The sequence below is a fragment of the Paenibacillus sp. SORGH_AS_0306 genome (assembly GCF_030819345.1).
GTDB classification, from domain to species: Bacteria; Bacillota; Bacilli; order Paenibacillales; family Paenibacillaceae; genus Saccharibacillus; species Saccharibacillus kyungheensis.
Genome location: NZ_JAUTBP010000001.1, coordinates 5,176,312 through 5,196,562, shown reverse-complemented (window position 1 = coordinate 5,196,562; position 20,251 = coordinate 5,176,312). Strand labels below are relative to the sequence as shown.

18 protein-coding genes and 1 pseudogene are annotated in these 20,251 nt (G+C 39.9%); 7 read left to right on the top strand and 12 right to left on the bottom strand.

Features of this window, described 5'->3' with window-relative positions:
* Positions 1-265 precede the first annotated feature (265 nt).
* The 11 genes from QE450_RS23120 to QE450_RS23070 all read right to left on the bottom strand — a co-directional run bounded on the left by QE450_RS23120 (position 266) and on the right by QE450_RS23070 (position 8,957).
* Positions 266-1,225 (bottom strand): NAD(P)H-dependent flavin oxidoreductase, encoded by a 960-nt coding sequence (locus tag QE450_RS23120; RefSeq protein WP_274171056.1) that lies wholly within the window; start codon positions 1,223-1,225, stop codon positions 266-268.
* A gap of 25 nt (positions 1,226-1,250) precedes the next feature.
* Complete coding sequence (locus QE450_RS23115) at positions 1,251-2,054, bottom strand: energy-coupling factor transporter transmembrane component T family protein (RefSeq protein WP_273614760.1); 804 nt, start codon at positions 2,052-2,054, stop codon at positions 1,251-1,253.
* Entirely contained in the window at positions 2,047-2,904 is an 858-nt protein-coding gene (locus QE450_RS23110; protein ID WP_307302413.1) for an ATP-binding cassette domain-containing protein, read from the bottom strand. The genes QE450_RS23115 and QE450_RS23110 overlap by 8 nt, the downstream gene beginning before the upstream one ends.
* The gene (locus tag QE450_RS23105; RefSeq protein ID WP_307302411.1) at positions 2,880-3,689 is read right to left on the bottom strand and encodes an energy-coupling factor transporter ATPase; all 810 of its coding nucleotides are present in this window, start codon (positions 3,687-3,689) and stop codon (positions 2,880-2,882) included. The genes QE450_RS23110 and QE450_RS23105 overlap by 25 nt, the downstream gene beginning before the upstream one ends.
* A 4-nt stretch (positions 3,690-3,693) precedes the next feature.
* Positions 3,694-4,512 carry an SDR family NAD(P)-dependent oxidoreductase gene (locus QE450_RS23100; RefSeq protein ID WP_307302409.1) on the bottom strand — a complete coding sequence of 273 codons (819 nt, stop codon included), beginning with the start codon at positions 4,510-4,512 and terminating at the stop codon, positions 3,694-3,696.
* A complete protein-coding gene (locus tag QE450_RS23095) occupies positions 4,512-4,853 on the bottom strand; it encodes a MaoC family dehydratase (protein WP_307302407.1) in 342 nt (113 codons plus the stop codon). The genes QE450_RS23100 and QE450_RS23095 overlap by 1 nt, the downstream gene beginning before the upstream one ends.
* Positions 4,831-5,232, bottom strand: coding sequence for a hotdog family protein (locus QE450_RS23090; RefSeq protein ID WP_307302405.1), 402 nt, complete (start codon positions 5,230-5,232; stop codon positions 4,831-4,833). Before QE450_RS23090 ends, QE450_RS23095 begins: the two co-directional genes overlap by 23 nt.
* The gene (locus tag QE450_RS23085; protein WP_307302404.1) at positions 5,229-6,380 is read right to left on the bottom strand and encodes a thiolase family protein; all 1,152 of its coding nucleotides are present in this window, start codon (positions 6,378-6,380) and stop codon (positions 5,229-5,231) included. Before QE450_RS23085 ends, QE450_RS23090 begins: the two co-directional genes overlap by 4 nt.
* Positions 6,377-7,861 (bottom strand): AMP-binding protein, encoded by a 1,485-nt coding sequence (locus tag QE450_RS23080; protein ID WP_307302401.1) that lies wholly within the window; start codon positions 7,859-7,861, stop codon positions 6,377-6,379. The genes QE450_RS23085 and QE450_RS23080 overlap by 4 nt, the downstream gene beginning before the upstream one ends.
* A 55-nt stretch (positions 7,862-7,916) precedes the next feature.
* Positions 7,917-8,468 carry a biotin transporter BioY gene (locus QE450_RS23075; protein ID WP_307302399.1) on the bottom strand — a complete coding sequence of 184 codons (552 nt, stop codon included), beginning with the start codon at positions 8,466-8,468 and terminating at the stop codon, positions 7,917-7,919.
* 159 nt (positions 8,469-8,627) lie between these two features.
* Positions 8,628-8,957, bottom strand: coding sequence for a hypothetical protein (locus tag QE450_RS23070; protein ID WP_273614753.1), 330 nt, complete (start codon positions 8,955-8,957; stop codon positions 8,628-8,630).
* Between the two features lie 207 nt (positions 8,958-9,164).
* On the opposite strand from QE450_RS23070, the pseudogene QE450_RS23065 reads away from it, so the two are divergent.
* The 3 genes and pseudogenes from QE450_RS23065 (at position 9,165) to QE450_RS23055 (ending at position 11,145) form a co-directional block, all read left to right on the top strand.
* A pseudogene (locus QE450_RS23065) lies at positions 9,165-9,645 on the top strand (GAF domain-containing protein).
* 121 nt (positions 9,646-9,766) lie between these two features.
* Positions 9,767-10,378 (top strand): hypothetical protein, encoded by a 612-nt coding sequence (locus QE450_RS23060; protein ID WP_273614751.1) that lies wholly within the window; start codon positions 9,767-9,769, stop codon positions 10,376-10,378.
* A gap of 164 nt (positions 10,379-10,542) precedes the next feature.
* Entirely contained in the window at positions 10,543-11,145 is a 603-nt protein-coding gene (locus QE450_RS23055) for a nitroreductase family protein (RefSeq protein ID WP_273614750.1), read from the top strand.
* A 216-nt stretch (positions 11,146-11,361) separates the two neighbouring features.
* On the opposite strand, the gene QE450_RS23050 is transcribed toward QE450_RS23055, so the two are convergent.
* Complete coding sequence (locus QE450_RS23050) at positions 11,362-12,042, bottom strand: hypothetical protein (protein ID WP_273614749.1); 681 nt, start codon at positions 12,040-12,042, stop codon at positions 11,362-11,364.
* Positions 12,043-12,490: 448 nt separating this feature from the next.
* Between QE450_RS23050 and QE450_RS23045 the strand changes: the two genes are divergently transcribed.
* From QE450_RS23045 to QE450_RS23030, 4 genes are all read left to right on the top strand, one after another.
* Positions 12,491-13,360 carry an ABC transporter permease gene (locus tag QE450_RS23045; protein ID WP_373462061.1) on the top strand — a complete coding sequence of 290 codons (870 nt, stop codon included), beginning with the start codon at positions 12,491-12,493 and terminating at the stop codon, positions 13,358-13,360.
* A gap of 13 nt (positions 13,361-13,373) precedes the next feature.
* On the top strand, positions 13,374-14,315 hold the full coding sequence (locus QE450_RS23040) for a carbohydrate ABC transporter permease (RefSeq protein WP_273614747.1): 942 nt from the start codon (positions 13,374-13,376) through the stop codon (positions 14,313-14,315).
* Positions 14,316-14,376: 61 nt separating this feature from the next.
* Entirely contained in the window at positions 14,377-15,927 is a 1,551-nt protein-coding gene (locus tag QE450_RS23035) for a DUF3502 domain-containing protein (RefSeq protein WP_273614746.1), read from the top strand.
* Positions 15,928-16,401: 474 nt separating this feature from the next.
* Complete coding sequence (locus tag QE450_RS23030) at positions 16,402-20,151, top strand: collagen binding domain-containing protein (RefSeq protein ID WP_307302394.1); 3,750 nt, start codon at positions 16,402-16,404, stop codon at positions 20,149-20,151.
* Positions 20,152-20,251: the final 100 nt, after the last annotated feature.

The following is a 20,251-nucleotide window of genomic DNA, read 5'->3' as shown; positions in this document are numbered from 1 at the left end:
TGGCGCTATGGGGAATTATCGTTCTTGTCGTCGCTGTTGTAAGCTGATCCCTTGAATAACCGCTTTGCGGTAGGGATTAGCTTACAAAGGCGAGCGCTTCGCTCTTTCAGAACGATAATTCCCCTCCGCTTCACATCGTGGGTGGTGGCATTTCAAGAAAAACATAGACCTTTGGGGCGGTGGGGAAAAAGAAAGAAGTCTCAAAAATCTTATAAGTATAGATGATAGGAATATAAAATCAAAAAAAGTTACCTATTAAGTTTGATTATGTTGACCACTTTTGGCGGATATCTTGGGCTTCTTGGGTCATTCGTTGGATGAGTTCAGAGACGGTTGGGATGTCTTTGATTAGGCCGATGACTTGTCCTGCCCAGGCGAATCCTTGTTCAGGTTGGTCGTCGTAGATCCAGCGTTTGTTGGCTTCTCCGCTGATATAGGATTTTAACGCTTCGTAGGTTGGTGTGACTTGTTCAACCTGTAGAATTTGATTGGTATAGTCAGTGCGTAATACTCTGGCTGGTGCTTTGATAGAGCGTTTGATAATAACTGTATCGGATGCGGCGCTATCGACCAGTGCTTTTTTGTATGAAGGCGAAGCATGGATACATTCGACTGTAGCGATAAAGCGTGTGCCCATTTCAATACCTTCTGCACCCAGCGCATGAGCTGCCATCCATCCACGTCCGTCTCCGATTCCTCCTGAAGCAACTACCGGAATCTTCACAGCATCCACCACTTGAGGCACTAGTACCATAGTGCCGACATCATCAATACCTAGATGTCCGCCTCCTTCTTGTCCTACGACAATGACAGCGTCAGCGCCCAGTTGTTCGGCTTTTTGAGCTTGTCTAGGTGAAGAGACTAGCACTAATGTTTTGATGTCTGTTGGTCGTAACATCTCAAGCACCGGTGCCGGGTTACCCCCTGTAATGGTCACTACCGGTACTTGTTCATCAATAGCGACCTGCACTCGATCTTCATAGCCGAATCCATATTGTCCTATCGCAAAATTTACACCAAACGGCTTATCTGTTAAGGTACGCAGACGACGAATATCTTCGCGTAACGCTTCGGCATCTGGCAGGCTCATCGCTGTGATCTGCCCGAGTCCTCCTGCATTACAGACCGCAGCAGCTAGATCAGAATAACCTAGATACGCCAGTCCTCCTTCGATAATCGGATATTCGATTTGCAATAACTCTGTGATTCTTGTTTTCCAGTTCATGATAACCATCCTTTACAGTATGCGTCTATCTATTCATTATATTTAATAATAACAGACTTACCGCAAATACGATGGCGATACCAATCACTATATAATCAATAGATTGCAAGTGAAGTTGTCGATACGATGTTCTTCCTTTGCCATTTCCATAAGCACGTGCATCGATTGCATCGCTTAGATGTTCAGCACGTTGAACAATAGTAAATAGAAGCGGAACTAGAATAGGAATATACGCTAGTATGCGTTGTGGGAATCGCAGTGTTGTTATATCGTATCCTCTTGCTTTTTGAGCTAGCAAAATACGTTCCAATTCTTCTAGAATAGTCGGGATAAATCGAATAGCAATCACAATCATAAGCGAAAATTGCTCAACAGGTACGTTTAGCTTAGACAGTGGCGACATTAATTTCTGCAGACCATATGCCAGCGTCAAAGGTTGGGTAGTCAGCGTCAATATAGCCGCAAGTAAGATCAGTAAGACTATTCGCCATACAAACCGTCCTCCATTCTGTAACCCTTCTGTCGTAATCTCAAGCCATCCCCATGACCAGATGATATGCCCTTGTGTGAATAACAGATGATATGCAAACGTAAATAATAAAATGATCCATAACGGCTTCAATCCACGCCAAAACACCACAACCGGAATACGAGTTAAATATACTAATCCGATAACAAATACACTAGCAATCAGATAGCTAATCCCTGTATGCAGACTGATAAAACTCAGCATCAGTATCAACAAACTGATTAATTTGATTCGTGGATCTAAGCGATGAAATACCGAATGCGTCTCTATATATTGACCGATTAGCACCTGATTAGTCATAACTCTGTTCCTTTCGATGCCAGATCGGTAAGATGCGGGCGAAAATATCTTCTTCCCGGCAACTATCTACCTCAATCTTCTGTCCATACCATTGTTCGATCAACTGGAGTAACTGAATCGATTCTGGCAATATCAGTCCATGTTGTTCTAATAGATGCGACTGCTCAATCAACAAAGTAACCGGATCATACTGACCTATCAATACACCTTGATGCATCAATATAATCTCATCTGAATATTGAGCCACATCGTCCAGATGATGCGATACCAGAATAAGTGTACGATTATTTTGCTGTTGCCATTGGTGCAAATACTGTAACAACGTTGCTCGACCTATCGGATCAAGACCTGCGGTAGGTTCATCGACAATCAGCACTTGCGGATCCATCATCAAAATCGAAGCAAGCGCTACACGTCTTTTTTGACCGCCACTTAATTGAAAAGGAGCTAGCTCTAGAACATCTTCAGACAGACCGACTTGAAGCAAAATCTCTGCGATCTTTTGCTGAATATGCAAAGTCGACCATCCTTGCTGTCTTGGTGCAAAAGCTAATTCTCTAGCTGCAGTAGTCTCAAATAATTGATGCTCAGGGTATTGAAACACATAACCAATCTCCGGTCGGACTTGTAATCGTCCTCTGGCATCTCTTGATACGGCTTGATGATCTATCAGATATTCTCCTTGAATAACAGGAATTAATCCTTTCAATACTTGCACCAGTGTGGACTTGCCTGCGCCTGTCTGTCCAATCACTGAAATCCATTTGCCCGCTTCAATTGTACAATGAATATCTCGTAGCGCATCGTGTTCCTGATAACGTACACTTACGTGCTGGAGTTGATAGACCATTGTCTACGAATCGCCTCTTTCCAATCTGTTGCCACAGGAGTTGTGAGTTGTAATTGACGGTGAACATGGACAGCAAATGGAAGCTGTAATTGATAATCATTTACAGGTATCTCTTCAAAAAAAGAAGCAGGTGCTCCATCAAATACCAATCGACCTTGATCAATCAGCAATACTCGCTGTGCTGTCAGTACTTCATCCATATGATGTGTAATATGAATAATCGTAATTCCTTGTTGATGGAGCTGATGCATAATCGCAAGTATCTGCTCTCTCCCCTGCGGATCAAGCATTGACGTTGCTTCATCGAAAATAATTATCTGCGGACGCATGGCTAATATCGCGGCTATGGCTACCCGTTGCTTTTGCCCTCCAGACAATTGATGAGGTTGTGCATCAACATAAGATTCCATCTGTACTGCTTGTAATGCTTCTTGTACACGAGGTTGCATCTCAGCGCGGGGTAACGCTATATTTTCTAAGCCGAATAACACTTCATCCATCACAGTTGTAGTGATAAATTGATCTTCTGGATTTTGAAAAATATAGCCGATCTGTTGCCTGATCTTTGCTAGTTCATCTGGCTTGGACGTATCCCATTCATTCCAATGTACAGTTCCCTGTTTTGGTACAACCAAGCCATCGATTAACTTGGCAATAGTCGACTTGCCACAGCCATTAGCCCCCACGATTGCTACAAATTCACCTTGCTGAATAGTCAAACTTATATCGTCGAGAACAGGTCGACCTTTTTTATAATAAAAATGAACATGATTCAATCTGAGCATAATTTCACTTCCTTTTTTCACGATGCCATGTAGCAAAAAATGATTCGATATGATCGGCTGAAAATGCAGGCATAGGTCGTTGCCATCTAGTGATATTCGAACCATTCACACCTATTATTTCTCCTGTTAATTTCATATCTGATTCAGCTAATAATGCTACAACAAACTGTGCTATATCATCTGCTGAACCTACTTTCCAGAAATCAGGAAAAGGCTTATTTAGCAGTTTACATTTGGCTTCAATACGTTCAATAACCGGCCTTGTCATGTCGGTTAATGCCGCTGGAGCAATTCCATTTACTCGAATACCATATCGCTCTAATTCTGCCGCAAGTGTCCAGACCATTCCAAGTATACCTGCTTTGGCAACACTATAATTAAGCTGTCCTTGCGAACCATTCATACCTGCGGTTGAAGTCATTAGTATCATATCTCCACCTCGTTCTTTCATATAAGGCAATATTCTAGTGATACTATAAAAAGCTCCATTGATATGAACATCCATAACAGCTTGCCACTCCTGATCGGTCATATTGATACTATACGCATCATGCAAGTTGCCTGCGCTATGTATAAATACATCGATATGCGAGTGATGTAAAATAATAGATTGGATCATATCTGTGACAGCCACCGGATCTGAAATGTCAGCCAGATAGCCACGAACATTGCCTCCACTTTGCTGAATATCATGAACCACATCATCGATTAGAGACAGGTTGGTTCCATTGATAATGACATCGTATCCTGCCTTCGCTAAATCAATCGCTATACTCCGTCCTATTCCTCTCGTCGACCCTGTAATCAGAGCAACCTTGTTCATCATGATATCTCTTTGACTACCAAATGTCCTGATAGCAATAGATCGTGATCAGTAGAAAGCACTTGCACTTCTACACGACTTTCATTCACGCTGAAATGAAAAATAACGTTACTATTTACCAAAATAGGCTTGCTGAATTTTATAGCATATGTGGTGATCCACTGGCTAGGATGTTCAGCAATATAAAGAGATTGAGCAAGCCCCATCATATACATGCCATGAGCAATCGGACGATCATATCCACATTGTATAGCTACTTCTACATCAAGATGAATATCTGCACGATCTTTCGCAATCATCGCATAATGTTGAATCGCTTTAGCTGTAATCTGCTTTTGCATTTGTATCACCTACTTGGATCAGTGTTGTATTTGATGTAAAAATCAATTGTTTTTCTTCATAACCAATCAATTGATAATTAAAAAGTGTTAATTTATGTTTGTTGCCCACTTTGTGCTGTATATCGATTAAAGTAAGCTCACAATCTAATTTCATTCCTGCTGTGATCGGTGTCTCATAAGCAAAATGTTGATATCCATGCAATACAGGTTGATCTACATTCAGCCCGTCTATAGGTTCAAAGGATTGCCAGAATAGAATAGGCATGGTTACAGGAGCGATTAATTGATGATTGATATACTGCAATGGAGATTCAATACTCTGGGTATAGGCTATAATCCAATCTGTCGTAATATGCACAGATTGCAAACTTATGCTCATCCAATCCCCTCCACTATTGTTGCTAATCCTATACCTCCGCCAATACCCAGTGTAGCCATTCCTTTGCGATAAGGTTGATCAATCATTTCAGCGCATAGCCGTGTGATTAAGATCGCTCCCGAAGCCCCGTAAGGATGACCAAGTGCAAGCGCCCCGCCGCCCAAATTGACTTTGGTATCTGGAATATTCAATTCTTGTAAAGATGCTAATACTTGTGCGGAAAAGGCTTCATTAAACTCCACAACATCTATATCTGCTATAGTTAACTGCTGACGTTCACATACTTTTTGTACGGCTGGAATAGGTCCTATCCCTAATTCATTCGGATGTACACCTGCGGCTTGAGCATCTACAAATTTCACAATAGGTTGCAATTGGAGTTGTTCACACTTTTGACGAGACATCATCAATACTATGGCAGCTCCATCATTCAACGGACAAGTATTACCTGCGGTGACTGTTCCATTGTCTACAAAAATAGCGGGTAATCGACGTAATTGTTCTATGCTGGTATCAGTTCGCGGACATTCATCTGTAGTTATCCATTGTTCATTGACATACAAAGGAACAATCTCCTGTGCGAATCGATTCGTGAGCTGAGCGTGGATTGCTTTACGATGACTTTGAAGAGCATATTGATCTTGCGCTTCTCTAGAAATGTTGTACTTTGTCGCTACATATTCGGCTGCAACCCCCATATCAGGATCGCCATAGATCGTCGGGGTAAAAGGAGCACGCGTATACAACTGCGGAGTACCCATCAGTGTAGCAGGTTTTGCTATTTTCCACGGAGCTCGACTCGTACTTTCTACTCCACCTGCTAAGTAGATATCTCCAGACCCGCTCTGAATAAGACGAGCTGCTATATTAATTGCTTCAAGCCCTGATCCACATTGACGATCGATCGTCACACCTGGAATACCAACAGGTAGACCAGCTTCTAATGCAGATAATCTGGCTATATTTCCACCGGCTCCGACTACATTTCCTATAATTACATCATCGATCTGATTCGGATCGAGCTCAGTAGCTTCTACAATATATCTAATCAATGGAGCGACTAATTGCTGAGGCTCAAGCGTACTAAGATGACCACCTATCTTACCGATTGGTGTGCGTTTAGCCATCACAATCATAGCTTCGTTCATAGACTCACACTTTCTATATGTTGTTTCATGATTTCACGTGCTATTTTGCCACTACTTGTGTATATGAATTTCTCTACTGTGATAATCTCTCTAGGTGCTTTGTAATAAGCTAAGTAAGAACGACAATACTCTTTGATTATTTCTATAGATAAAGGTGAATCTATATTCCACTGAACAATCGCTATAATCTGTTCTCCCCAATAAGGATGTGCTTTTCCCGTGACCATGACTTCTGCAATCTCAGGCATCTGTTGCAATACAGCTTCTACTTCTTCTGGAAATACATTCATACCACCGGATATGATGCGGTTACGTACACGTCCTGTCATATACAGATAACCTTCGTAATCCAGATATCCATAGTCTCCTAATACAAGCCACTCTTCACGAAATACATGCTCTGTTTCTTCTGGTAAACGGTAATATCCTTTAAACAGCATCTCGCTTTTGATATACAATTGCCCCACCGTTCCAACGGCTACTTCGCGAAATTGCTCATCTCGAACAGATATCTGTACTTCTGGAAACGCTCGTCCGACTGAATAAGGAGGATCATGTTGAATATTAGAATAACTAATATAACTGGCTTCAGAAGATCCATAAAATTCGTATAATGGAGTGCTACCAAACAACAATCTACATTGATGCTTGGATGCTGTACTCCACTTGGCTCCTGAACATAGTAGCGCTTGAATAGCTAGTGGCTCTATAGGCTGTACTTGCAATATTGCTTCAATCATTGTAGGAACGACAAACAAAATTAAATCAGGAATCTGCTGACATTGTTGGATTACGTGCACAGGGTCAAATGAATTAGAGAGATAAAATGTACCCCCATAATAGAGACACTGTACCAAGCCAAATAGCGATAAAGAATGAACTAAAGGCCCTGGAGCAGACACATGTTCAATAGAATCTAATTGGAATGCTTCTTTGGTCGCCTCAAAGCTTTTTATCCACGAATGATGAGTACGCATATATCCTTTGGGTACACCTGTCGTTCCTGAAGTAAATGCAATAAATAATAATTCGTTTTGCGAATACATGGTGTTCTGCTGATCCAGCGCACTCAACCAATCCAGATAAGAGCCTGTCTGATCATCTGAGAACGTAATGACTTCTATATTTAGATTAAGGTCTAGTACGTATTTCGTTAAATGATGCTCTACAAAAATAATCGATGGCTGAATTTGTTGTAAAATCATTTTGATTTCGTACTTACTCCACTTCGGATCAAGCGGAACAGGAGTACAGCCTGCATAAATGGCTCCTAAAAATACCTCTGCAAACTCAATTCGGTTTGAAGACAAAATCGCAATTTTCTCCTGATGTAAGCTATAATTCGTCAATCCATAAGCAATACGCTGTATCGTATGAAGTAAAGAGGAGTACGTATGATGACGATATTGATGGTTGTCTATTATAGCCATTTTATCTTTATGATTCATCGCATAAGCAATCAAAGGTTCCAGAATATTCATATGCAATCACACCTATTCTCAAACTATTTGTATATGATTATCTAGCAAAATATGATTAACGATTCGCCCTTGCTTCTATAGGACTAATGGCTTTTAACTGCCATACAATGATAGCGGCAATTACAGCTTTGATACAATCTCCTGGTAAAAACACGGCACCTCCAACAAGCCCTGCCCATACAGAAGTATTAGTAATAAGCGCCATAATAGGTGCACCAATAAGATTAATTAACAACACGCCAAAAACGATATGAATGATAATCATTTTCCATACTTTGAGACGAGTCCATACTTTCTCTGTTACATATCCGATACAAAAAGCTGCAATCGGCCAGCTTAATAAATACCCGCCTGTGGGCCCTACTAATACAGATAATCCTGCTCGTCCTCCCGGTAATACAGGCAATCCAATCGCAACCAGGATAAGAAATAACACCAGACTAATACCGCCTATCTTTTTACCTAAAAATGCTCCAGCTATCATCACTCCAAGAGTCTGTACAGTAATCGGCACCGGAATAAATCCTAAAGGAATCGGTGGAACCAATGCTAATACGCTAATAAGTGCAGCAAATAAAGCCGCATATACCATTTCTTTTGTTGTCATTGTCTTACCTCCATTAATTGTTAACCACTTTATATAATTTAGGTTAACAATAAAAAGAAGTCAATTTCTTTTTTCTCCACATACTAAAAAGAGCGCTGGTATTCGCTTATATAGCGAAGATCAGCGCTCTTCTCAATATCATCATTTTATCGAATTGTATTACATGACTACAGAAGGTTCTTTATACGATTTGCGGCTACTGCTTTGCTTGGAAGAACCCGGAACGACTTCTCCGCATAATAATGATAACCGTTTACGAATCGCTTTTAACTCTTGAATCCCTGTACCTGTAATTATATATTCATCGCTACTGGAGGTCAGCATATTTTCCTGCACCAGATATTCTAGTTCTTGCTTGATCTCACGTTCGCCTACACGATAACCCCGATCTTCCAGAAACGGTTGCATATCATTGACTGTTAATTTTTCTTCATTGGAATGGTGAAGTAGATGAATACGAATAAACAAATTCTGTACTTCAGCGTGCATAAATTCCTCTCCTTCCGGTTAATAGATTCACGCTGTAATTACCCGTCGCCCTAGAAGCGGAAACAATTTCTGGGTTATTTATTTATCATTTACCTAATTGTTGTCATTAGGCACAATTTCGACTTTACTATTTGCAAATAAATACACCAGTTGTATACTGTTCTATAGGCTTTATGGTTGTAATCTATCGGAAAAAAGGTGAAACTTATGTTTGAAAATATAGCGTATAGCGGTACACGTGAAGAACAATATCAGACCGCTTTGAGTCAATTGCAAAGTCTTATTGCGGATGAGCCAGATCGTGTAGCAAATTTGGCAAATGCATCTGCATTGTTAAAACAATGCTTGAACGATACCAACTGGGCAGGATTCTACCTGTATGATGGTAAAGAATTAGTATTGGGGCCTTTTCAAGGATTACCTGCTTGTATTCGCATCCCTTTAGGTAAAGGTGTATGTGGTACATCTGCTTCTGAACGTCGCACATTACGTATTGCAGATGTGCACGAATTTCCCGGACATATCGCTTGCGATGCCGCTTCAAATAGCGAAATCGTTGTTCCTTTAGTAAAAAGGCGATACTTTGATTGGTGTACTTGATATCGATAGCCCGCTTAAAGAACGCTTTGATGCACAAGACCAAGCATTTTTAGAACAATTTGCTGAAATACTGGTCAAAGCGCTATAATTCTATAGCATTTATGTTCGATGTTGTAAAAGATTAAAAAGTAGCTACTTTGATCTGATCAAGTAGCTACTTTTTTATGCGTTGTATCCATAATATATATGAAAGGACGAATATTCATCTGATGAAATTTCTAATAGCTCTTCTTGTGATTGTAGCAGGTGTAAGTGCAGGGTTGTATGCACAGCATCTTAATAAACAATCATCTGTATCTTATTCATACAGTGATAATGACTCAACGTTCGGTTACACTGAACCCCAAAAAGTATCTCACGAAGAAGAAGCACCTTTTTATCTCAAAAATAAAAATTTCACTTCTCTCTATACATACAAAAAGTTAAAAAACACCGATTTATTAATCGGTACTTCTCATATGCTGTCTACTTCTTTACCAGATGGCACAGGTACTGCTCAATTTCGAGGAGCTTTAATTACTTTGTTTGGTGCACCTATTTTGCAATCACAAAATGCTGAACAAGCCTACGATTATATTATTCAAGCTCAAGATGACAATGGACATCAATGGATACTTACCGCATATGAAGGGCCAAGTGGTCCTGCTATTGGTGGCGATTCAACAGATCGTACAATTTATCCTGTCGCTAAAGACTTATTGCAAAAAATCGAATCTACACAACCTTCTTCTTTTGAAGAAAAAGTATATTATGAAGACTTTGGTAATACGATTGTGTATGGTTGTACACAAAACAAATGTTATTACAGCGAACACTCATAGAATAAATAATTGTATCCACATGTGTATAACTTTTTTCGAAAAGTTATCCCTATTTATCTTAATATTAAGATTATTTTCTTTTTCCTCTTGATTTATAACAAATATGTAGTATCATTATAAAAGTAAGTAACAAACATTTAGATATTCCAAGGAGGAACCACATTATGGCTTTAGACTTTTTCCAAGCACTTGAAAACAGACGTTCTATCTATGTAATCAGCAAAGAATCTCCAATCGCAGATAACCGAATTCAAGAAATCGTTGAAGAAGCAGTAAAATATACGCCATCTTCTTTTAACTCACAAAGCGCACGCGTGGTTGTATTGCTAGGCGAGCAACATGATAAATTATGGGATATCACAACAGAAACATTGCGTGGTATTGTAAATAACGAAGAAGCATTCCAAGGAACTGCTGACAAAATGAGCATGTTCAAAAACGGATATGGTACAGTATTATTCTTCGAAGATACAGATATTATCACTAATCTTCAAAATCAATTTGAAGCATATAAAGACAACTTCCCACTTTGGGGACATCATGCTAACGGTATGTTGCAATTGGTGATCTGGACAGCTCTTGAAGCAGAAGGTCTAGGCGCTACACTACAACATTACAATCCAGTAATTGATGAAGAAGTCAAATCTACTTGGAATATTCCAGCACAATGGCAATTAGTTGCACAAATGCCTTTCGGTAAACCTGCGGCTCCTGCTGGCGAAAAAACATTCCAACCGGTTGAAGAACGCGTTAAAGTATACAAATAAGATTGGCACTAACCACATAAGTTAGGCGTAGATCTAACAGACTAATGCTATGTACTGGCTGTTAGATCATCACGATCCATATGTATAACAAAAGCACCTCTTATCCGAAAACATTCCCAGTGACTTAGGGAAGGTTTTTAACGATAAGAGGTGCTTTTTAATTAGCGTTTATCTTCTACATAGATACAATCAAGAGCAGTCAAATGAATAGATCAATTAACCTGAACTTGTATCTTGATATTGCAAGCTAACACGCTTAACATTACCGTCGGCATCCAGTTCCAACTGAACGGTTTTGCCTGTCATATCAGCCGCGCCAGCTTCTACATTTTCTTGGAAATCAGCCGCTTTGTTATAGGATACTTCTTTTTCACCTTTTTTGATCATAACGGTCTTCGTATCTTCACTTACATACGTTCCGATTGGATCTTTAGTAGTGTTGTCTGCATCGTTAGCTGCTGTAGCTAATTCTGCACTAACAGCGGATTGACTTTGATTATCAATTTTCACACTGATATCTTTGCCATCCATATTGTCTGGTAACGAATCGCCTTTTTCAAATGAACTTTTCTTTGGAATTACAACTTCATTACCGCTTACTTTGATCGTCAAATTATCTTCATTTTGACTGACAAATGTACCTACTACGTTAAAGTCAGCGTTCATATCTGATTTGTTTGGATCAGACGAATACTGTCTTAGATCCGCTAGATCAGATTGTTCGCTTGCATTTTTTTGGTCAGTAGTGCTGCTATCGGTCTGACCTGTATTTGGACCTTTATTTTCGGTCTGGTCTTGTGCAGCAGGTGTTGCATCCGGGTTGGAACATCCGGTTACTGCTCCTGCAATCAATAGACTGCCTAGTACAGTAAGTGTCGTATACTTAAATGATGTCATTGGAATGATGCCCCTCTCTTTGAGAACAATAGAATAACGATTCTGTATGCATCTTGCATTAGATGCTTTCGTTATCCTTTACCCCAAATACACAGGGTTCCAAACTATCAATCATTTACAATATTAAGCCTGCTATCATATCATGTCGAAATTGATCATACAACCTCTTTTTGTAACCCTTTTCATTTTTTCGATTTACCCTTTTCTAAAATCCAAATCGTAGCATAATGGTGATGGTTAATAGCATTATTGTGCAATAGAAAACGCAAAGAACCCCTTACAATAAAAAGAACAACAACACACTTAGCAAAATGTAAGCGCTACAAAAAAAGAAACCGTTTAAAGCACAAAGGAGGAATATCACTTGGATACAGCCAAATCGATCCCTGCTGTACGTGTCAAAAATTCCAAACGTAAGCAATTCCGCAATAGCCGTGTGCTCCTGCTGATGTGCTTGCCAGCTATTGTATTCTTTTGTATTTTTGCTTACTTGCCGATGCCTGGATTATATCTGGCTTTTGTCAAATATAATTACACCGATGGAATATTCAGCAGTCCATTTGTCGGATGGGACAACTTTAAGTTTCTGATTATTACCGGAGACTTATGGCGACTTACTTTTAACACAGTGGCATACAATATAGCGTTTATTGTACTTGGTAATATTGCCCAGATCACCGTAGCTATTTTACTTAATGAAATTCGCAAAAAATGGTTCAAAAAGATATCGCAAACGCTGATGTTTTTGCCTTATTTTATCTCGGCGGTTCTGATCGGGTTGCTAGCTTACAATATTTTGAGCTATGACTATGGACTATTAAATGGGATTTTGCGGTCTCTTCATCTTGATCCTGTCAAAGCATACTCTGAACCTCATCTATGGCCGTTTATTATTGTGATCACCTACTTATGGCAGACGACTGGATATGGCTCTATCGTTTATTTTGCCGCTATTATGGGGCTTGATAGTGAGATTGTAGAAGCTTCAGAGATCGACGGAGCAAATGCATTTCAACGGATTATCTATATTGTACTTCCATGGCTCAAACCTACCTTTATTATTCTTTTGCTGTTCTCACTAGGCGGTATTTTGAAAGGAAACTTCGGACTATTCTTCAACCTGGTTGGTGCGAACAATACTGCACTGTATGCAAGTACAGATATTATCGAAACGTATGTTTTCCGTTCGTTAATGACTAACTTCAACTTCTCTATGGGTAGTGCAGTCAGTCTGTATCAATCGGTATTTGGATTTGTGGTGGTAATAACTGCGAACTGGATTGTCAAAAAAGTATCGCCTGAAAATTCACTATTCTAGGAGGTGAACATCTATGGATATTCGTAATGAACGTGATCTAATCGGCGGTAATACGCCAAGACCTGCACGTATTCGTACTGACTACACCGAGATTATTATGAGTTGGTTTGGTTATATTTTTATCGGCTTATTTGCCATCTCGTGTCTACTTCCATTTTTACTCATTTTGGGAACCTCATTTACCAGTGAAGAAGCGGTGAAGAAGTTCGGCTTTAATATATGGCCTCATGAATTTAGTACATTTGCTTACCAGATCGTTTTTGAAAATCCCAAGCTGATTATCGGTTCTTATCTGGTCACAATGGGGATCACGATTGTTGGTACTGTAGTTGGTTTGTTTATCGTAGCAATGACCGGTTATGCGCTACAGCGACCGGATTTCACATATCGTAATAAGATTTCATTTTTTATCTATTTTACGACGTTATTCTCTGGTGGATTGGTTCCATTTTATCTGCTAATCACCCAATACTTAGACCTCAAAGACAGCTATCTTGCTGTACTCTTACCTGGATTATTAACACCATTTCTAATCATTATGATGAAAAGTTTTGTGCGTTCGATTCCTCATGCGATTACAGAGTCTGCCAAGATTGATGGCGCTGGCGACTTTACGATCTTTTTACGTCTGATCTTGCCGATGACTACTCCGGCACTAGCGACGATCGGACTGTTTATTGCACTGGGTTACTGGAATGAATGGTACAACGCGATGTTATTCCTTTCGCCGGATATGGATTATCGTCCGCTGCAATTATTCTTGTATAACGTAGTGACCAGTGCCGACTTTATTCGTAACTCTGCGGCTTCTTCTAACGTAGCGATGAGCGATGTTCCACTGGAAACAATGAAAATGGCAACTGCTGTTGTAGCGACGGGTCCTGTGATTTTGTTTTACCCATTTGTGCAACGTTATTTTATCAAAGGGATTACTGTTGGTGCAGTCAAAGGCTGAGCGTATTCTACCCTTGATATCGCACAAGCAAGATACGCTTTTATTCTAAGGAGGTTAGCAGATGTCCAGATTTCGTAAATTAACGATTTCAGTATTGATTGCTGTTATGGTCATTAGTCTCGCAGCGTGTGGTGGTAAAAAAGAAAGCAGTAGTGCAGGCGGTGATACCTCTCAATTTGTAACGATCAGCTTCGTCGTACTTGGCGATAAGCCGAAAAACGGGCAATTTGAAAAAGTCATGGAAAAAGTCAATGCGATTATGAAAGAAAAGATCAATGCAGAACTGCAATGGAAATGGGTCGAATGGGCAGATTGGCAGACCAAATATAATCTGTTACTTGCATCCGGTGAACCTGTCGATCTTGTCACGATCGGAACTGACTGGTTAGATACATGGTCGAATGCACAACGGGGTGCTTTTTTACCATTAGATGATCTTCTTCCTAAATATGCTCCTCAGACATGGAAAGAGATTCCTCAAGAAGACTGGGCACAAAGTAAATATAATGGCAAAATCGTTCTGATTCCTGAAAACGATTACACGCAATGGATCAATCATGGATTCTTCTATCGTGGGGACTGGGCGAAACAAGCAGGAATTACAGAACCGATCAAAGATTGGAATACGATTGGCAAATACCTGCAATGGATCAAAGACAACAAACCAGATGTGATTCCTTATGATGTACAAGCAAGTACAAGTAACTTTGGTGGCTGGGTACAATCGTATACGCCGCATTTAGAGTTACCGATTTCTACAGGATATATGCCTATTTTCAATACCGAATCGTATGATGATCGCTATAAAGTCGTTAGCCCTGTATTTGAAGATACGTTCCTCGACTTTGCTAAAATGATGAAAGATTGGGCTGATAAAGGGTACTGGCGTGAAGATGTACTGAATAACAAAAATGATGCACGTAACGCACTGCGTGCAGGACAGAACGGGATGGACAGTCATCATACACAGACATTCTCTGGACTTCGCGTGCAAATGGATAAAGATCAACCGGGTTCTGAATTGATGATGTATCCTTTCTCCCGTACAAGTAATAACTTACTGGAAATGCCAATCACGCATGGTGGTGTATCTCTAGGTGCACATAGCAAAAATCCTGAACGTGCATTGATGGCTTACGATCTGATTCGCAATAACAAAGAAATTTACCAGTTGATTAACTACGGTATGGAAGGCGTTCAATACGATATCAAAGACGGCAAACGTGTTCTTCCTGCCAACTACAACGAGACGAATGATTCGTTCTACTCTGACTTCTGGGCAGGACGTATGGACAAATTCGAGATTCCTAGTGATACCACATGGGACAAAATCGATACAATGTACAAAGAATACGACAAAATTAAAAAACCGTATCCATACGGACAATTCGTATTCGACAAAACAGCGATTGAGTCTGAATTAACAGCGATCTCTCAAGTTACAGGTGAAATGGGCCCTGCAATTTCTTACGGTAAAGCTGGCGACCCTACGCAAGCTGTACAAGAGTACCGCGATAAGCTCAAATTGGCGGGCTACGATAAAGTGATGGCTGAACTACAACGTCAATTAGATGCTTACAAAGCCCAGATGGATAGTACAGCTAATAAATAAAAATAAAACTAATTTGAAAACCAATATAAAAAAGCAGAAAACTCTAAATGATGTGTGTTAGAGTTTCCTGCTTTTTTTTCATTTTCGACAAGGTGTTACAAAACTTTATTCCTGGTTTATAAACTATCAGTGACTTATTATAGTACTAGCGACTTATTTTAAGAATAGATATCATTTATTCATGCGTTATTGTCGGCTTGTATGATATAAATAATGAGTCAGTTTTAATTTCTAGTATTTGGCTTTGCTTCAATTCATTGCTTTGCGTTGATGACTTGTCCGAAAGTTCCTGCCCAATTGCTAAAAGTTGTTGAGAAATTGTTCAGAAACAGCGTGTATACTGTCAAAGCAGGTATTTACAAAAATGAAAGGAGCAACTCACACAAATAGCTTAATTTTAAAACTTACAGTAAGTCAACTATTGTGTCGTCAGACTCGCACGTTATTCATCATTAGATTGCAAGGGGATATTAGATGAAAAAAGCAAAACAAATAAGTGCATTTGTACTGTCACTGATACTTATGGTACACCTTCTTGTCGGTGCCACCAGTACAATCTATGCTGCCGATACGTCATCGTCATCAAGTACGGAATCTACAGATTCCTCACAAGTCGCTAATTCGGGTTCAACAGATACTACAAGTACCAATGATCAATCTACTGTACAGTCGGATACATATGCCCCGACGGATGGAAGTGGATCTGGTAATAGTGGATCGACAGGAGATCCAAGTACAACTCCACCCACTGACCCTACAACCCCTACTACACCGGAGCCTGCTCCAGTAGCTAACTCACAGAGTATCTTAACAAATGTCACTATTGTTGATGCTAACAATAACGTGATTGATATGGTCAAAAACCCTGATTATCAGATCGAAGCAGGCGCACCTGTAAGTCTGATCTATCAATGGGCTTTACCGGATGACGGATCGTACAAAGCAGGTTCTACGTATGAATTTGATATTCCTGCTGCTTTCAAATTGTACAACGATATCAATAATGTACCGTTAAGTTTTGATGGTGATTCTGTAGGTAGCTTCAATGTAACCAGTAAAGGTCATGTTACTATGACATTTAACAAATTCGTTGAAGAACATTCTCAAATTGGCGGTATGCTTCAGATCAACACAGAATTTAGCAAAGAGATTCTAAAAGGTAGTACAGAAATAGAGATTCCGTTCCCGATCAATGGTTCTGATAAAGTGATCGTTATAGTGATCAAACCTGAAAAAGGTGCGGCAATCAGCAAAAAAGGCGATGTTCAAAAAAATCAACAAGTCAACTGGACAGTTGATGTGAACACGAACCTCAAGCATATTCAAAATGGTGTATTAACTGACCCGATTCCTACAGGTCTTACACTTGATCCTAATTCTATTCATGTCTATAACTTAGATGTCAATGTAGACGGTAGTACAAAAGTCGGTCAAGAAATCACGTCTGGTTATCAATTAACAACCAACCCAGCGGATTTCAAAATCACATTTGCTCAAGATATTCGTTCTGCTTATCGTGTGACATACTCTACAGCAGTAGACAAAGGAACACAGACTAGCTACACGAATACAGCTACTTTGACAAGCAGTGTTGAATCAGTAAAAGCTAGCGCAACAGTTAGTGTAAAACGCGGTGAATTTTTGTCTAAAAATGTAGTTGGTTATGACGATAAGACTCGTACGATCTCATGGTCTATCAATTACAATATGAATGAACAGCCGATTACAAAAGCTAAAGCATTGCTTAAAGATCGCTTTAATGGCACACAACAGTTCCTTCAGAATACATTTAAAGTCGTTAATGTAACTACAGGTACTACAATGGTCGAAGGTACAGACTATACGTTAACTCCTGTAACGAACGACAAAGGAACAAATGGTTTTGATCTTCAATTTAATTCTGATATTACTTCTGGTTACACGATCACTTATCAGACACAAGCTACTGGACGTGTCTATACGGATGAGAAAGTAATTAACAAAGTAACTTCAGATGGAACAGGCGTACAAGCAGGTCAAAACTTGCAAAGTACGATTTTTGTTAAAACATTATCAGATGCAAATTATATTAGTAAAATTGCAACATGGAAATTAGTCGTCAATCGTGATGGATATACAATGTCTGATGTAGCGATCAACGATTATTTCACAAACGGTGGCTTAGAATTTTTACCATCTACACTGGTTGTTCGTACAGCAGATGGTGCTAAACTTCCAAAATCTGCTTATACCGTAACCACAAGCAATGCCAAGTCTGGTTTTGATATCAAATTTGCTCAAGACGTTAAGGAACAGTTAACGATCCAATATGGAACAACGTTCAATAACGATTGGAAAATAGATAAAACAAAACCTGAGTTCTACAATGGTGCTAAATTAACTTGGACAGAAAACGGTACACCTCGTTCTCAAACAACAGAAGCACGTTTCTGGCCAGATAATATGACTGTCAACAATGGCTCTAAAGAAGGCGTTTATAACGCAACAACCAAAGAGATCACTTGGACAATCAAAGCAAACTACAACAAAAAAGAACTACCTAATGCTGTAATTACAGATACACTTGAATCCGGTCAGACGTATGTACCTGGATCGCTAGAAGTGAATAATCTGAATTTGTTAGGCTGGTGGAATGGAACTTCTAAAGGATCGACTGTAGATTCTTCAGCATATACATTCACTGCTCCTACAGCACAGAATACGAATCAACTAAAAATTGCTTTTAATGACACAATCAACACACCTTACTGGATTACATTCAAAACAACGCTTGAGAATCAAGTGATTGATTCCAATATTCATAATGAAGCTGTACTTCGTAGCGGTAATGATTATTATCCGTGGGCAGCTGTTGTAGAGATTCCTAAAGGTGGCGAATATGTCTCCAAAACAGGTACACAGGATGGAGACAAAATCAATTGGACGGTTTATATTAACCGCGGTCAATCTTATGTAGAAAATGCCAAGATTGTAGATACTCCTACACCGAATCAAGTGTTATCCAGCAGCTCTTTCCACTTGTTTGCAGCGAATGTAGCTAGCAATGGTGGATTATCTAAAGGAACTGAAATGGTAAAAGGAACCGACTACAAATTAGCATTCTTTGCAGGCGAAGCACCTCGTTTTGAATTAACGTTCATCAAACCGATCCGTTCTGCTTTTATTCTTGAATACTCAAGTATGATTACAGCAGCGGATAGAGAAGCAGTCAGCAACAGCGTAGCCTTTTCCGGTAACGGTATTACAAAAGGAACGGTTGCGACAGAACAAGAAATTGAAGTACGTACTTCTTCCGGTTCAGGTACAGGTTCAGGCGTAGTCGGCAAATTAGCAGTACAAAAAGTCGATAAAGACGATAAGAGCTTACCGCTAGAAGATGCTACGTTCAAATTACAAGATGTAGCTCAAAGCAAGCCAGCAATCGAGTTAACAACAGATGCACAAGGACAAGTAATGTACACGAACCTGCTCTATGGTAAATATACATTACAAGAAATCAAAGCACCTGCTGGATATGTACTTGATCCTACAGTACATGATGTAACTATTGATTCTAGTACTTTGAAAAAAGGCAATATGTTGTCACTGACGATCACGAATGAGAAACAACCGGTCGTGATTCCACCAGTAACACAGCCACCAGTGGTAACGCCACCGGGCGGCGGAGGTGGCGGAACACCGGAGACGCCTCCTACTACACCGACAATGCCTACAACACCAGATGGTACAACGCCAACGAATCCTGGGCAACCATCTAATAATGACGATGATGATGTGCCAGGTGGACGTGTAGAGCCTACACCGGATGACCCATTTGCTAATGTTCCAGTAAATGATGATCCGATTCCACAAGGTTCTGGAGAACCTACACCAGATACACCGACACAACCATCACAACCAGGAAATGAACCATCGACTCCGGTAAGCAACAATCCAACGCCGGATTCACCATCAGACCCTGAGGTTCCGATCAATGATGATCCGATCCCTCAAGGGAATGTACCGGTAACGCCGGACAAAGATATTCCGGTAAATGATGATCCAATTCCTAAAGGAACTGTACCATCTAATCCGTCTACTCCAACAAATACACCTGATGTGGATCGTTTGCCACAAACAGGCGAGTCTAGCAATATGCCTTTCTGGTTAGCTGGATCAGCATTGTTATTGTTTGGATTGATTATGAGACGTGTTCACCATAACAAACAAGCTCGTTCTAAATAAAAACGAATAGCCTTTGTTAGATAGATACACCAAAGCCCCTGTGCTAGAGCAGATCGATAATTACTATCGTCTCTGTTCTAAGCCACAGGGGCTTTTTTGT

Bases quoted from the DNA above. Each gene is read 5' to 3' on its own strand.
- QE450_RS23040 (WP_273614747.1), top strand. From the start codon at position 13,374: ATGGATATTCGTAATGAACGTGATCTAATCGGCGGTAATACGCCAAGA.
- QE450_RS23100 (WP_307302409.1), bottom strand. From the start codon at position 4,512: ATGAACAAGGTTGCTCTGATTACAGGGTCGACGAGAGGAATAGGACGG.
- QE450_RS23115 (WP_273614760.1), bottom strand. From the start codon at position 2,054: ATGACTAATCAGGTGCTAATCGGTCAATATATAGAGACGCATTCGGTA.
- QE450_RS23105 (WP_307302411.1), bottom strand. From the start codon at position 3,689: ATGCTCAGATTGAATCATGTTCATTTTTATTATAAAAAAGGTCGACCT.
- QE450_RS23035 (WP_273614746.1), top strand. From the start codon at position 14,377: ATGTCCAGATTTCGTAAATTAACGATTTCAGTATTGATTGCTGTTATG.
- QE450_RS23070 (WP_273614753.1), bottom strand. From the start codon at position 8,957: ATGCACGCTGAAGTACAGAATTTGTTTATTCGTATTCATCTACTTCAC.
- QE450_RS23095 (WP_307302407.1), bottom strand. From the start codon at position 4,853: ATGCAAAAGCAGATTACAGCTAAAGCGATTCAACATTATGCGATGATT.
- QE450_RS23030 (WP_307302394.1), top strand. From the start codon at position 16,402: ATGAAAAAAGCAAAACAAATAAGTGCATTTGTACTGTCACTGATACTT.
- QE450_RS23085 (WP_307302404.1), bottom strand. From the start codon at position 6,380: ATGAACGAAGCTATGATTGTGATGGCTAAACGCACACCAATCGGTAAG.
- QE450_RS23050 (WP_273614749.1), bottom strand. From the start codon at position 12,042: ATGACATCATTTAAGTATACGACACTTACTGTACTAGGCAGTCTATTG.
- QE450_RS23045 (WP_373462061.1), top strand. From the start codon at position 12,491: ATGTGCTTGCCAGCTATTGTATTCTTTTGTATTTTTGCTTACTTGCCG.
- QE450_RS23080 (WP_307302401.1), bottom strand. From the start codon at position 7,861: ATGAATATTCTGGAACCTTTGATTGCTTATGCGATGAATCATAAAGAT.
- QE450_RS23110 (WP_307302413.1), bottom strand. From the start codon at position 2,904: ATGGTCTATCAACTCCAGCACGTAAGTGTACGTTATCAGGAACACGAT.
- QE450_RS23075 (WP_307302399.1), bottom strand. From the start codon at position 8,468: ATGACAACAAAAGAAATGGTATATGCGGCTTTATTTGCTGCACTTATT.
- QE450_RS23055 (WP_273614750.1), top strand. From the start codon at position 10,543: ATGGCTTTAGACTTTTTCCAAGCACTTGAAAACAGACGTTCTATCTAT.
- QE450_RS23090 (WP_307302405.1), bottom strand. From the start codon at position 5,232: ATGAGCATAAGTTTGCAATCTGTGCATATTACGACAGATTGGATTATA.
- QE450_RS23060 (WP_273614751.1), top strand. From the start codon at position 9,767: ATGAAATTTCTAATAGCTCTTCTTGTGATTGTAGCAGGTGTAAGTGCA.
- QE450_RS23120 (WP_274171056.1), bottom strand. From the start codon at position 1,225: ATGAACTGGAAAACAAGAATCACAGAGTTATTGCAAATCGAATATCCG.